This window comes from Ciceribacter sichuanensis (assembly GCF_024055605.1).
Lineage (GTDB): Bacteria > Pseudomonadota > Alphaproteobacteria > Rhizobiales > Rhizobiaceae > Allorhizobium > Allorhizobium sichuanense.
The window spans coordinates 29,080-42,780 of record NZ_JAMXLX010000016.1; the positions used below are offsets into that span (position 1 = coordinate 29,080).

A 13,701-nucleotide genomic window follows, 5' to 3' on the forward strand; every position below is an offset into this window, starting at 1 on the left:
AAGCGATTGCTGATGGGGTCATTCTCGCCAGATCGATGCTCCTTCGAAATCGTACAATCATTGTATTTTCCAACACATCAGTCGTAGTCGATCATATCTTGGTATTATTGCCGGCCGAGACGGACTGGCCGGGAGAACTCGGTGAATCCACAAGAAGACGCATTCGCTTCGCTGAAAAATCGCTGCATTAACAATGCTTTGGCAGAATTTGTCCGGTTTCTTCGAAAGGCTTCTGGCGGTAAAGGCAGCGGATTTGGATGCGCAGCGCACCCATGGCCAACCGCCGGAGCAGCCTTCCAACAACCGGCCGGAAAAGCTACAGTCCGAAAACGGCTTCCGGACGTGTTGGGGGCTCAAGAAACCAAGTTCATATTATCCTTCGCGCTCTCGCGATACGCAGTTCTTCAGCACAATTTGTTCGGCGATGGATCACAAAACCGTCGCCATCGTACTTCCCGGGATTTGGAGATGAAGAGTAGAATTCTGTCGCATGGAGCTTTCTCCCTGGCTCCGCTGGCAATGATCGAGCTGGACCTTCGAAAGACGAGAGCGCTGGCCGCCGACAGACATATCGCGGTGAATGGAGAGCGCTCTTACGACAACGCGTCCGTCTGTGCCTTGACCAACAGCGTGGATATCCTTGGCGTCAATAATGCGGCTCGGTCGATCCTTGCCCTTGAGGGAAAGGGAATGCCGGAGCGCGTGTCCCATATCATTCCCGAGAAGTTGCAGAAGCCCTTTGCAAAAGGGCTCGTTTCGCTTCTCCATGGCGAGAGCTTCGTGATCGAGGGCATCCTCAAGACCGCTGACGGAGAGGATTTCCCAGCCCATATCGCCGGATGGAACGACACCGACGCTACCGGGGAGGACCAGGTGATGATCGGCATAACGAAGCTCGAGCATAACCGTGGCAGGGAGAAAGCGAACGGGGATATTCAGGGCGATCCGGTCCATGCGGCAAGGATATCGATACTGGGTGAGATGACCGCTTCCATCGCTCATGAGGTAAACCAGCCACTGGGATCAATCGTCACGAGTGCTGAAGCGGGTCTTCGCTGGCTCAATCATGCGCAACCTGATCTGGACGAAGTGCGGACGATTCTTGAACGCATCATAAACAGCGGCCGGAGAGCGGGAAACATCATATCGGCATTGATGGGGTTGGCGAGCAATTCCGCATCGGAACGCACCGCGGTCGAAGTTGCGGCGCTGATCGACGAAACCGTCTTGATCCTCCGTTCGGATCTGAACCGCAGGCAGAGCGGCCTGCGTCTAGAAATATCGCCTGACCTGCCCCGCGTCTGGATCGACCGGACACAGATCCTTCAGGTTATCGTCAATCTGGTAACCAATGCAGCCCAGGCAATGTCGGATGGCCAGGCCTGGAATAGAACGCTTTCCATCCGGGCCCGTGAAAACCAGGATCGCGTGACAATCGAAGTGGAAGACAGCGGCCCGGGGGTGGATCCGAAGGTGCGGGAACGATTGTTCGAGAGCTTCTACACGACCAAGACAACCGGCATCGGAATGGGGCTGGCTATCTGCCGCTCTATCGTCGAGGCCCACGGCAGTGAGATCGAATTGCAATCGTCGCAATATCTCGGCGCCCGGTTCAGCTTCACGCTACCTGTTGCCCCGGACGCTCCGTCGACCGTGGCGACATCCGGCTCAGTCGTGGGGTGACGGGTTACAAGTTGCCGCGACGATGATTGCCAGCCTTATCGAGATTGATGCAGAGCTCCTCGAACGAAAACGGCTTGGCCACGACCGAGATCGCGCCGCCTGCATAGGCCTTCTGTTCCAGATCCGGCTCCGTTCGGCCGGTCATGAGGATCACGGGAAGATCGCGGTCAAGGTCGCCAAGGGCGTTCATCAGTGCGATTCCGTCCATCGACGGCATATGGATGTCACTAATTATACAAAAAAAGTCGTCAAGGTTGGAGCGCTCAAGGAGCTGCTCCGCAGAATGGAAGCATTCCGCCCTGTAGTCTGGCGATCTGACAAGACTGCTTATGGCGAGGGGAATGTCCGCGTCATCATCCACAATTCCGATGAGTGAATTCGAAGGCACCGGCGTCTCCAATTGCACCGATCAACTGATGCCTGGAGACGAAATTTAGAGTTTCGGCAGCGAACGTCAATCATCCCTACGTATTGCCGTATTGGCCCCGGACCGAACGGCTTGCCAATCAGCGGATTTCGCGATGGTTACGGCGGCGGGGGATGCCGCCGTGACGGGTCACCGCTGCTGCCGATGCCGAGACCGCAAAGGTCCGGTTTTTTGTCTTACCAGATCCAGAAGCAGCGTTACCGCCGCAAGCACGGCGATCGTTCCAACGCCGATATCAACCGCGGTCGAGAGACCATAGACGGTTGCGATCCTGCCAAGGGACAGGGCCACGACCGCCTGGGCGAGGTAGGCGACCAGAAAAAGGGCGGAGAGCGTTGCCGCCCTGTGTGTGATGGGCAAATGTGCGTTGATCAGCGAAAGCCCTCCCAGCAGCAGCCAGCTATACGCGATCCCGGCGCCAGCCTGGGCCACCATATAAAGGCCGAGCGAATGTTCCACTGCCGCCAGCGCAAGCAGCGCGGATGACGCGATCGCCGCCAACCCGCCCGAAAGAATGACCCTGCTGGCGGCGAGCTTCCGGGCCGGAATGGTTGCCAGCGTGGAAGCCAGGGCAAACAGCGCAATCGTTCCGCCGTTGACCAATGCATTGGAGGATGCAACGACGTCGCGCGCCACTTGAGCACCGAGCGACAGCGTCATTGCACCGAGAACATATGACCCGGTCACGGCGGCAGTCGATGCGACGAAGACCGCGAAAACACCATTCGGGATCGCCGGCAGTCGCGGTCTCCAGTGTCCTGCTGCCCTTGACGCTGTGTGATTGGGCAGAAACCAGGTCAACACGATCAGGGCCGCAAGGACGACGGTCAACACTGCGAAGTTGAGCCTGAGCGGCAGCGGAGCATACTGGATGAGTGCACCGCCGATCAGCGCGGCTCCCACCATGCCAAGCCCCTGAGCCGCCGCAGTCACGCTGCCGGCCTGCCCGACCCTGTGCGGTGGACTGAACTCGACCACGGCTGCCGCTGAAGGACCGGCAGAGAGCCCCACGCCGACACCCATGAAGGCGCGGCCGAAGAAGATCCAGTCGACGTCGGGCGCGACGGCGAATATCAACGATCCCAACGCCGAGAACGTAAGTCCCGCCACCATGGCTTCCCGACGGCCGATATAATCGGAGAGATTTCCGAACAGCACCAGGACGAGGACGACGAAAACAGGATAGACCGCGAATATCGCCGTCGTTGTAAACGTGGTCAGATGCCATTGCTGGGCATACAGCGGATAGCTCAAGGCGGGAGCAGCGCTTGTCCAGATGGTATGGGCGACGATCGCGGCGGCGGCCAGGAAGCTCGCCTGACGGCCTAAAACCCTGCGTGTCATGATTTTTCTCCAGCCGCGCTGATGAAATCATATGCTGCGCCGGCTTTTTTGATGCGGCCGACACCCGGGTAGCTCCAATGGAACCCGAGGAGTTTCGCATCTTGTGCAGCCGCCCGATCCAGCAGGGTACGGCGCGTCATTTTTGCCCGGGCGGGATCCATGTCGAATCCAAAGCTCCAATCCGGATGTTCAAACGAGACGATTTCGCTTGAGGCAGCGTCCACGGTGATGATTAGCGGAATGTCCCCCTCGATCACGGCGGACAAATGGCCGGGGGTGTGGCCGGGAGTGGCCAGAACATGCATGCCAGGAACGATCTCGGCGCCGTCTTCGATCAGGTTCACGCAATCTTGTACCGCAGACAGATCGCGGCGAGCGCCTTCGACGAAGGGCTGTACTTCGGCAGGCAGAGCCGAGGCTGCCTCACCCATCCAGAACTCCCACTCCGCTTTCCCGACGAAGTATTTCGCCTTCGGGAAGCGAAGGCTGCCATCGTCTCGCAGAAGGCCCCAGATATGGTCCGGATGAGCGTGCGATATCAGCACGATCGTCACGTCTTCCGCGCGAACGCCGACGCGTTCCAGATTCTCCTCGAGCATCCCCTCGGTGGGCTGGAAGCGCCTTCCGGCCCCGACGTCCACCAGAATGACCTGCTCGTTATAAACGATCAGGGGAATGTTCGATTGCGCATGGGCGCTGTTGTCCTGGCCCTTCAGCCGGGAGACGATATCAGCCCTCTCATCCTCATTGGCCTCGGGCGCGAATAGTTCTCCGTTCAAAACGATGGGACCATCCGAAAGCACGGTGATGTCAAATTCGCCGTGACGGAAACTATGAAACTCAGACTGGGTCATTTGCCAACTCCGTTTGTTTGATGGAAGACATGTCGGCCTATCGAAGATGTTTTGGAACTGACATAAATGAAAAATATCCGTTCATTTTTAAACGGGTGTTCCGGTGGGATTTTACTCAATAATTTCAATTCATTATCGGGAAAATAGGGAGCGATATCCATTCCCGGCAGCGCCGCCGTCAGGTCGGCACCGTCCCAGGGGGCGTGCTTCGCCAGCAGGCGGAGCAGTGGACAGCTGACTGTTTGGGAGGATGCGGAGCCGGTCGGCCGCATCCTCCAGGGAGACGGTTTAGTTCTTTCCCGGCGAAGCTTCGTAATTCGCCGGTATCCAATAGAATTGTCCCTGCGACGCGCTGACGTGTCCAACACCAGGGAAGGAAATGTGCGCTGCACCTATCCAGTAGCCCTTGCGAGCAGCATCGGAGAATATGGCCTCTCTTTCGTTCTCGGCCATTTCAGCGTCGCTGTCGTAAGCCAGGGTTACGGATGGGTTTGGAAACTGAACCGCGGCGACGTGAACGACATCGCCCCACATCAGCATCTGCTGGCCCCGGCTCTCGACCATGAAGAAGCTATGGCCGGGGGTGTGGCCGGGGCTTGCGATGGGCGTGATGCCAGGGAAGAGTTGCTGGCCATAGGCGAAGGGCTTGAACCTGCCGGCGTCGATGTAAGGTTTGAGTGACGCCTTGTCCCCCTCGAACATCGAGTTCAGCAGCTTGGGGGCCGCCTGTTCGTTCTTGTCGTTCAGCCAATAATCCGCATCGACCTGGCTGACCCGGATGATGGCATTCCTGAACGCCATGGCGCCGTTGGGGGCGATCCCACCGACATGGTCGGCATGCAGATGGGTCAGATAGATCTCATCGACCTGATCGGGCTCATAGCCGGCGCTTTTGAGATTATCGATGAGATGTCCGCAGCAATCTCCATACAGAGAGCCCGCCCCACTATCGATCAGGATAAGCTTCGAACCGGTATTGATCAGGAAGGCGTTGATCGATCCGGCGACCGGAACGGCGAGCTTGCTTTCGGCCAGCAGCGCGTCGGCCTCGCCGGGTGAAGCCTGATCCAGTGGGATTGCGCCTTTATCGCCGACCACTTTGGTGAGAACCTTATGGACGGGAAACGGATGTGTTCCATCCGACAATACGGTAATTTCGAAGGCGCCGAGGATCATTCGGTGGAAGCCGGGAGCCTGGGTGCCGACCATGGGTGCGGCGGCCGATGCCGGTGACGGGGCGAGATCGATGACGATGGCAGCGGCCAGCGACAGGGCTGCGGCTATTGCCGTAAGGCGTTGTCGTGACGGGCGTCTTGATTTTGAAGACATGTGCTCTCTCCATGCTTGGGAGACAAGCGTTACCCGTCCGTCGGTCTCAACTCTTGCACGTCAGTCTGATGTTTGGCCCAAACGACGGTGAAAGACTGGCCGGGCAATGGCCCCGGCGATCGCAATCGGCCCTTCCGCATGAACTGGCGACTGGTGCGAACCAGCGGGTATGGGTGTCCGCGCGACTTCAACCCCATACAGGCAATGCGACGCGAGAGGGAGACGATCCCGCTCGCGTCGTCGAAATCAAAATCAAGGTTTCAGGTGTCGGTCTTGCCCGCCTTGGACGGCAAATCGGCATGATCGGCACCACCGGGAAGATGGCCGAACACATGCGGCTTGATTTGATAGAGCCAGGAAACGGCAGCCGGCTCCTTGCTCCACAGCGTGCGGGCCAATGGAATGATCTGTTCACCGACCAGGATGCCAAGGAGCCCGACGAGCGCGACGACAGGCGGCGCAGGAGAGCGCACATTCAGGAGGCTGTAGACGATGCCGACGAGCAGGCCTGCACCAAGAGACAGCGGGTATATTTTCATGGGCTTACCCCCTTCCGATCCGGAAGCACGCTCCATTCATTCGAACGGAGCGACGCGCCGACTTGACCTCAGTGGCTTTCGGAGGCGTTGAACATCGTCTTGGCGTAGATGATGCCGAGGCCATAGGCCCCGCCAAACTTCTTCGCGACACCGGTCGTCATGTCATAGGTCTCGGTACGCGCCCAATCGCGCTGCAGTTCGAGCATGTATTGGAGCGATGTCATGGGCTGGGCGCCGGCCTGGACCATGCGATCCATCGCGCGGTTGTGGGCCTCGTCGCTGACGTCGCCGCAGGCATCTGCCAGAACGTACACTTCAAAACCCTGCTCGATAGCCGAGAGGGCAGGACCAACGATGCATACGCCCGTCCACAGGCCGCTGAGCACGATGCGCTTCTTGCCGATGCGGTTGACCTCGTCGATGACCGCGGCGTCCTCCCAGGTGTTCATCGACGTGCGATCGAAGAGCGTCTGGCCCGGAAAGGCATCCGTGATCTCGTTGAACATCGGACCGGAGAAGCTTTTTTCCGCCACGGTCGTCAGGATCGTGGATACGCCGAATCCCTTGGCAGCGTTTGCCACGAGAGCGGCATTGTTTCGCAGGTTGATTGCATCGATGCTCTTGGTCGCAAAAGCCATCTGCGACTGGAAATCGATCATGATTAGCGTGTGGTCCTTCGGCGTCAGAAGCTTCGAGCCGGGCGTCGGCGTTGCATGTACGGTCATGGATGTTGCCCCTCTAGTTGATGCGCAGTTGATGGGGACAGCATGTTTCAGAACGGCAGAGCCTTCTTGTCGCATACAGGGGTGGTTTGGATGATCCTATGGCGAGCTTGACCATGATTGCGCCGGCGGCGAGAAATGAGGGGCGTGTTGCCCATTCCCCGCCTGTCACTTCACATGATCGGCCGATCGTATGGGTGGCTCATCAGATGATACCGCCGACCGCTTTTTTGTACATTTGTGCCGCGATTTGAAGATTGCTCCTGCGAAAATTCGGGGCCTCTAGCGGTTCGCGAAAACAGCTGTTAAACTCAAGTAAATCCTCCGAAAACAACACTTCGAGGCTCTCTGATGCCGATGCTCACCATGCGTGACAACACTCGTCTTTATTACAAAGATTGGGGGAGTGGTCCGCCTGTGCTTTTCAGTCACGGCTGGCCCTTGAGCTCGGACATGTGGGAAAACCAGATGATGCATCTGGCATCGGAGGGATATCGCGTAATTGCCCATGACCGGAGAGGTTTCGGCAGATCCGATCAGCCGTGGCATGGATATGATCACGATACGTTTTCGGACGATCTTTCAGAGATTATTACTGCGCTCGATCTGAAAGATGTCACCTTGGTTGGCTACGCGATGGGCGGCGGCGAGATCACCCGCTATATCGGTCGCCACGGGACGGACAGGATTTCGCGCATCGTCCTCATCGGGGCGACCACCCCGAAACTGGCGTGGAGCGAGGATTACCCGAACGGCGTTCCCGAAGCGGTATTCGAAGGCGTCAGAGCCGGATTGAAATCGGACCGGGCGGAATTCATTCGTGGTTTCTCGCGACTGTTCTTCGGTGCCGACCGCGATGGCGCAACCGTGTCCGAAGGGAGCATGATGCAATTGCATCAGATCGCGATGCAGTCCTCATTGAAGGCCGCGCATGATTCCATAACCGCCTGCGCGATGACCGACTATCGAGCGGATATCATGAAATTCGATATCCCTGTCCTGATTATCCACGGTGAGGACGACGCCTTCGTTCCCTATGGCGCGACGGCGCGTCAGGCAGCCGAATTGATGCCGGACGCTGAACTGAAGGTGTATGAGGGCGCTCCGCACGGCCTGCTTTTTACCCATAAAGATCGGCTGAATAGCGATCTGTTGAGCTTTATCCGGCAATGAACGTCGTGGCGACGGAGGGCCCGATCGTATTCATCATCGAGGACGATGATGAATTGCGACTGTCTCTCGACAGCCTTTTCAGGTCGGTAGGCCTGAAGACCAGCATGTTTGCCAATGCCAGGGAATTTCGCGCTTCGAAGCTGCCGGATGTAACCGGATGCTTGGTGGTCGACGTTCGCCTGCCGGGCCTGAGCGGTCTGGACTTCCACGATCAACTGACCAGGGCGGGATCCGCCATACCCGTTATCTTCATGACCGGCCACGGGGACATCCCGATGACGGTCAGAGCCATGAAGGCCGGCGCCATCGATTTTCTTCCCAAACCCTTTCGCGATCAGGACATGCTCGATGCGGTCGCCTCGGCACTTGAGGTGGATCGCAAGAGGAGAGAAGGCGAAGTCGAGCTTATGGCCTTGCGAAAGCGTTATTCGGAACTGAGCCTGCGGGAACGACAGGTGATGACACTCGTTACGACCGGCCTGATGAACAAGCAGGTCGCGGGCAAGCTTTCGTTAAGCGAGGTCACGGTGAAAATTCACCGGGGCTCCGCGATGCGGAAGATGGATGCAAGGACCCTCGCCGATCTGATAAAGATGGCCGAACTCCTGGAGCTTCACCGGGACCTCGAAAACTCCTGATCTACGGGTGAATTGCCAGGCGTATCGTTTCCAGCAGGTCCTGCAGGCCGAATGGCTTGGTTACGAATGCGACTGCTCCGGTCTGCAGGGCCTTCTCGCGAAGCCCCTGCTCAAGTCGTCCCGTCATCAGGATGACGGGTAAGTCGGGACGTAACGCCTTGAGGAGCGAAACAAGCTCGATACCCGATATGTTCGGCATGTGGATATCGCTGACGATACATGAGAACCGGTTCAGTTCGCTCGAAGCCAGCAGATCCTCCGGCGACCTGAAGCATGATGTATTATAACCCAGCGAGCGTATGAGGCTGGAAAGCGCGGCAGGAATGTCCGGATCGTCGTCAACGATACCAATCAGCGGAGTTTCCGGCATTCCATTCCCCAGTCTGCATCTGAACGATGCGCAAACCCTAGTGCGCCCGATTATTCAATGCTTTCGTTCCTATCGTTCGGCAACTGAAACATCCGGCCGGTCGGATGGTCCGGCGAACTCGCGGTGCCACGTTCCATCCTCGGCCTGGTAGACGATTTCGGCCGACTGACCGCTCCGCTGCTGGCGCCTGGCGGCCTGGTGCGCAGCGGCGTGTGCGGCTGCGTGGGTTGGAAAGGGCTCGGACCAGACGTTGTCCAGGTGATACGCCCACCCGCCGTCATGGCGGCCGACATGATAGGTGAGATGATTTGGAACAGTAGTCATAGCGTCCTTCCTGGGTCCGTCCGCCGATCGCCGTGCTTCGACAGGTCAGCGTGTCGAGCCGTCATCCCGAAATTCGCCGGGATGGGCCGACCACGAAGCGCAACGGTTAGGCCGAAAGTATCGTCGCGTATTGAATTATTCGACTTTACGTGGACGAATGGATTGCTACTTGCGATGGCCGAAAATTTCCCCACGCACATGTATAGCGGAACTATCCGTAGGTATGATTTTTTACTGGCCCGGCTCTGGTATCGTGTTCCTCGCTGCCTCGTACAGAGGCGGTAGCGTGCCTCCCAAGCTACCGACATGCTTCGGCTTCCCCTCACCGAAGCGGCGGATCCAGGATCCGCATGGCCGCTCAGTTCCGCCCCTGAGCGGCCATTTTTTATCCAGCGTGCCGAAACGCACCAACGCGAATTCGGACGTGGTTTCACCAAATCCAGAACATCCGTTCAAGCCAGTGGGCCGCCGTTGCATTTACCCTCGTCCATCCATGTAACAGGCAGCCAGGAGCGACAACATGACCAATCTGCCCCTACTCAATCCGTCCGAAGCCGTACTGTTGATGGTCGATCAACAGGCAGGTCTGGCGTTCGGCGTTGGATCGATCGATCGCCAGCTCCTCATCAGCAACACGGTCGCTTTGGCGAAGACCGCAAATACATTTCAGATTCCGGTGATCGTCTCCACATCCGCTTCCAAGGTCTACAGCGGTCCGCTGATGCCTTCGATCCGAAGCGTTCTCGGCGATGCGCCCTCGTTTGAGCGGCGAAACATGAATGCATGGGAAGATCAGGCGGTCCGCGAAGCCGTCGAAAAGACGGGACGTCGAAAACTGATTGTTTCGGGCCTTTTGACCGAGGCCTGCGTATCGTTTCCCGTTCTGTCCGCATTGGCTGATGGCTATGAGGTATCCGTGGTCGCCGACACCTGTGGCGGCATCACGCCCGACAGTCACTCCCTCGCTCTGCGCCGAATGGAGGCGGCAGGGGCAACCATGACCTCCTGGCTTCAGGTTCTACTCGAACTTCAGCGCGATTGGACACGCAAGGAGACCTACGACGGAGCCCGGGCAATCGTGGAAGGCCATGCTGGCGGCTATGGCATTGGGCTGGCCTATGCGCGCGACATGATCCACCCGGTATGACGCCGAACCGGCGAACCGCATCCTTCCGCTTGGGCATGCCTGAAATCGCAAAACAGGGCTCCGGTTGCGGTTTGGCGTCGCTTCCTCGAAGAGACGGCCGGTCTGGACGCCGATGCGAGCCTGCCGGAGAACGGGATTGACGATAGCGGGGGGACGGATCCGGTTCCTGTTCGAAATTCTTCGGGATGGCCGTCCGTAAATCCCCTCCAAATCCGAACGTATTTGAAGCCACGCGGCCGACCGGCCGCGTGGCTTCTCCAATTCACAACGCGCCTTTTCCTGCCACGGGCAATGCCTTGGCATTGTTCAAAAATCATCGGAACCAACAAGATCGGACCGGCGGATACTTCTACAACGCTTCACACGGCGATCATCTGCCGCCAAGCCACCAAGGGGCCAACGATGGCAAACGACTTCGATTTCTCACTGTCCCGCCGCCAGACACTCATTGCAGGCGCAGCCTTTTCAGCTGCGATGGCGGTCCCGGACCTTGCATTCCCAAAATCGACAACTCAGACCTCGAAAGGAAACTTCGAAATGACCGACGGCTTCGTAAAAACCAAGGACGGCGTGAACATCTATTATAAGGATTGGGGTCCGAAGGACGCGCAACCGATCCATTTTCATCACGGCTGGCCGCTGTCGTCGGACGACTGGGACACCCAGATGATCTTCTTCCTTCAGAACGGTTTCCGTGTTGTCGCCCACGACCGTCGTGGTCATGGTCGCTCTTCGCAGGTCGCTGACGGTCACGACATGGACCACTATGCAGCGGATGCATCGGCTGTCGTCGAACACCTCGATCTGAAGAACGCTGTTCACATCGGCCACTCCACCGGTGGCGGCGAAGTTGCACGTTATGTAGCGAAGTATGGCGAGCCGCAGGGTCGTGTTGCCAAGGCCGTCCTCGTCAGCGCCGTTCCGCCGATCATGCTCAAAACCGATTCGAATCCGGGTGGTCTGCCGATGGAAGTCTTCGATGGCATTCGCAAGGGTGTCGCGGAGAACCGCGCGCAGCTCTTCATGGATTTCCCGACAGGCCCGTTCTACGGTTTCAACCGTGAAGGCGCAAAGATCTATCCCGGCGTAATCCAGAATTGGTGGCGCCAGGGAATGATGGGCGGCGTGAAGGCCCATTACGACGGCATCAAGGCCTTCTCCGAAACCGACCAGACCGAGGACCTGAAGAAGATCACCGTTCCGACCCTCGTTCTGCATGGTGATGACGATCAGGTGGTGCCGATCGCCGACTCTGCCGAGCTTTCCGTCAAGCTCGTCAAGAACGGCACGCTCAAGGTCTATAAGGGTTACCCCCACGGCATGCTGACAACCCATGCGGACGTCATCAACCCGGACCTTCTCGCCTTCATCAAGGCTTAAATCGGTATACCGACAACCGTCCCGCTCGCGAGAAATTGCGAGCGGGACGTTTTGGTTTTTCGAGGGTGAGGATGCCGTTGTCTTGCGCGGATGTTGCCAGACCGGAGCTCCGGCGGATGGACGAATGGCTTGGAGTAGAACAGTTCAAGGGGAGATGCCGGCCCGCCGTCAGGGCAGACAAAGGCGCCACTTCCGCCCGAGGCCGGACGGCAGGACTTTCATTCTTACACGCAGGCGTCAGGACGTTTTGGACGCCAGAGTTTCCGGTGAGCACGAGATCGCCGAAAATGCGCTATCTCTTTGTTTTCCTGCAGTGCCAGACGCGAAAGCGGCTCCCACTTCTGCTGGAATTGCTCTAATCGCGCGACTTGAAGAGATGTCTGTACTGGCGAGGCTGACACCGGAGATACTGGTCGGCGGCATCTACGGTCTCGCCAAAATGTGCTGCGGCGTGCCAGGGCCAGCGGGGGTCGTAAAGGATGGCGCGCGCGATTGCGATGCAATCGGCATCCCCCGTGCCGATGATTGCCTCGGCCTGTTCGAATTCGGTTATGAGACCGACCGCGATGACGGGGATTTTCACGGTTGCTTTCACGGCCCGTGCGAACGGGACCTGATAATTCGGTCCGACAGGAATGCTCTGGTCATGCGCAAGTCCGCCGCTCGAAACGTGGATGGCGCTACAATCGTGCGCTTCCAGTTCGGATGCGAAGGAGAGAGTGGACTCCAGATTCCAGCCGCCATCGACCCAATCGGTTGCCGATACCCGGACCGTTACCGGCCGATCGCCCGGAAACGCATCCCGGATGACATCGAAGACCTCCAGCGGAAATCTCATCCGGTTCTGCAGCGATCCGCCATATTCGTCCGTTCGGGTGTTGGAAAGCGGCGACAGGAACTGGTGGAGCAGATAACCGTGAGCGGCATGGATCTGAATCGCCGAAAGGCCGAGCCGGGCGGCGCGGCGCGCGGCGCTCTTGAAGCTGTCCCGAAGCAAGGTCAGGTCGGAACGATCCAGGGCAGCCGGCGCATCGTAGCTGGAGCGAAACGGGACTTCGCTTGCACCGACCGTCTGCCACCCCAGAGGCTCGGTCGGCGCGATTTGCCCACCCCCCTTCCACGGGACCTGGCTGGAGGCCTTTCGTCCGGCATGACTGAGCTGGATCGCGATCGGCATGTCCGAGTAACGTCGTACGCTTTCCAGGGTTCTGGCCATCGCTGCTTCGGTCTCATCGGAGTAGAGCCCGACGTCGCCATAGGAAATTCGCCCTTCGGGCGAGACGGCGGTCGCCTCGATCGTGAGCAAGGCGGCACCGGAATTTGCGAGCATGCCCAGATGCATCAGGTGCCAATCGGTCATCTTTCCATCGTCCGCAGTATACTGGCACATAGGCGCGATCACGATGCGGTTTTTCAGCTCGAGATCGCCGACTTTCAGCGGGGAAAACAATCGGCTGTGTGTCATCTAAAGCTCCGCAGGTAGGTGTTGGCGCCGGATACTGTCAGTCTCATCTTAATGTCGCGTCGGTACCCGGACTTGTACAATACCCTTGTCAACGCATCGGCGTCCCTGTGCATCGCGATGATTTTGAGTCGAATTCTTCAACCGGGAGGCCGGATGCATGAAAGGCTGACACTTCAGGCGGAGGCGTCGCCTTAACCGGCTGGTGCGGATCGAGGCAATAGTCTATCGGCATGACTAAAGATGCGTCCGCCCAATACAAACGCCACCGCTTTCCCGCCGCGATCATCGCGCACGCGGTATGGCTCT

The 13,701-nt window shown here is 58.4% G+C and carries 14 protein-coding genes and 1 pseudogene; 6 read left to right on the top strand and 9 right to left on the bottom strand.

Annotation, left to right across the window (positions count from 1 at the left end; translation table 11 throughout):
* The first annotated feature begins 141 nt into the window (after nt 1–141).
* Nucleotides 142–1,683 (top strand): sensor histidine kinase, encoded by a 1,542-nt coding sequence (locus tag NBH21_RS26200; RefSeq protein ID WP_250914805.1) that lies wholly within the window; start codon nt 142–144, stop codon nt 1,681–1,683.
* 4 nt (nt 1,684–1,687) lie between these two features.
* On the opposite strand, the gene NBH21_RS25500 is transcribed toward NBH21_RS26200, so the two are convergent.
* The 6 genes from NBH21_RS25500 to NBH21_RS25525 form a co-directional block, all read right to left on the bottom strand.
* Nucleotides 1,688–2,089, bottom strand: a complete 402-nt coding sequence (locus NBH21_RS25500; protein ID WP_342452038.1) for a response regulator — start codon at nt 2,087–2,089, stop codon at nt 1,688–1,690.
* Nucleotides 2,090–2,239: 150 nt separating this feature from the next.
* Complete coding sequence (locus NBH21_RS25505) at nt 2,240–3,454, bottom strand: MFS transporter (protein WP_250914804.1); 1,215 nt, start codon at nt 3,452–3,454, stop codon at nt 2,240–2,242.
* Nucleotides 3,451–4,308 carry an MBL fold metallo-hydrolase gene (locus NBH21_RS25510; RefSeq protein WP_250914803.1) on the bottom strand — a complete coding sequence of 286 codons (858 nt, stop codon included), beginning with the start codon at nt 4,306–4,308 and terminating at the stop codon, nt 3,451–3,453. The genes NBH21_RS25505 and NBH21_RS25510 overlap by 4 nt, the downstream gene beginning before the upstream one ends.
* Before the next feature lie 288 nt (nt 4,309–4,596).
* Nucleotides 4,597–5,637, bottom strand: a complete 1,041-nt coding sequence (locus NBH21_RS25515) for an MBL fold metallo-hydrolase (protein WP_250914802.1) — start codon at nt 5,635–5,637, stop codon at nt 4,597–4,599.
* A 260-nt stretch (nt 5,638–5,897) separates the two neighbouring features.
* Entirely contained in the window at nt 5,898–6,176 is a 279-nt protein-coding gene (locus NBH21_RS25520; RefSeq protein WP_250914801.1) for a XapX domain-containing protein, read from the bottom strand.
* Between the two features lie 68 nt (nt 6,177–6,244).
* Nucleotides 6,245–6,901, bottom strand: a complete 657-nt coding sequence (locus tag NBH21_RS25525) for a hydrolase (protein WP_250914800.1) — start codon at nt 6,899–6,901, stop codon at nt 6,245–6,247.
* A gap of 348 nt (nt 6,902–7,249) precedes the next feature.
* Here NBH21_RS25525 and NBH21_RS25530 point away from each other — a divergent pair, with 348 nt between their 5' ends.
* Both NBH21_RS25530 and NBH21_RS25535 read left to right on the top strand, forming a co-directional pair.
* On the top strand, nt 7,250–8,071 hold the full coding sequence (locus tag NBH21_RS25530; protein ID WP_250914799.1) for an alpha/beta fold hydrolase: 822 nt from the start codon (nt 7,250–7,252) through the stop codon (nt 8,069–8,071).
* The gene (locus NBH21_RS25535) at nt 8,068–8,709 is read left to right on the top strand and encodes a response regulator transcription factor (protein ID WP_250914798.1); all 642 of its coding nucleotides are present in this window, start codon (nt 8,068–8,070) and stop codon (nt 8,707–8,709) included. The genes NBH21_RS25530 and NBH21_RS25535 overlap by 4 nt, the downstream gene beginning before the upstream one ends.
* A gap of 1 nt (nt 8,710) precedes the next feature.
* On the opposite strand, the gene NBH21_RS25540 is transcribed toward NBH21_RS25535, so the two are convergent.
* Complete coding sequence (locus NBH21_RS25540; protein WP_250914797.1) at nt 8,711–9,079, bottom strand: response regulator transcription factor; 369 nt, start codon at nt 9,077–9,079, stop codon at nt 8,711–8,713.
* 69 nt (nt 9,080–9,148) lie between these two features.
* Complete coding sequence (locus NBH21_RS25545) at nt 9,149–9,403, bottom strand: DUF2188 domain-containing protein (protein WP_250914796.1); 255 nt, start codon at nt 9,401–9,403, stop codon at nt 9,149–9,151.
* A gap of 520 nt (nt 9,404–9,923) precedes the next feature.
* Here NBH21_RS25545 and NBH21_RS25550 point away from each other — a divergent pair.
* Nucleotides 9,924–10,550 (top strand): hydrolase, encoded by a 627-nt coding sequence (locus NBH21_RS25550; RefSeq protein WP_250914795.1) that lies wholly within the window; start codon nt 9,924–9,926, stop codon nt 10,548–10,550.
* 402 nt (nt 10,551–10,952) lie between these two features.
* Nucleotides 10,953–11,930 carry an alpha/beta fold hydrolase gene (locus NBH21_RS25555; protein ID WP_250914794.1) on the top strand — a complete coding sequence of 326 codons (978 nt, stop codon included), beginning with the start codon at nt 10,953–10,955 and terminating at the stop codon, nt 11,928–11,930.
* Nucleotides 11,931–12,285: 355 nt separating this feature from the next.
* Here the strand turns inward: NBH21_RS25555 and NBH21_RS25560 are convergent, their stop codons facing one another.
* Nucleotides 12,286–13,395, bottom strand: a complete 1,110-nt coding sequence (locus NBH21_RS25560; RefSeq protein ID WP_250914793.1) for an NADH:flavin oxidoreductase/NADH oxidase — start codon at nt 13,393–13,395, stop codon at nt 12,286–12,288.
* A gap of 230 nt (nt 13,396–13,625) precedes the next feature.
* Between NBH21_RS25560 and NBH21_RS25565 the strand changes: the two are divergent.
* A pseudogene (locus NBH21_RS25565) lies at nt 13,626–13,701 on the top strand (IS6 family transposase); the annotation flags it as partial.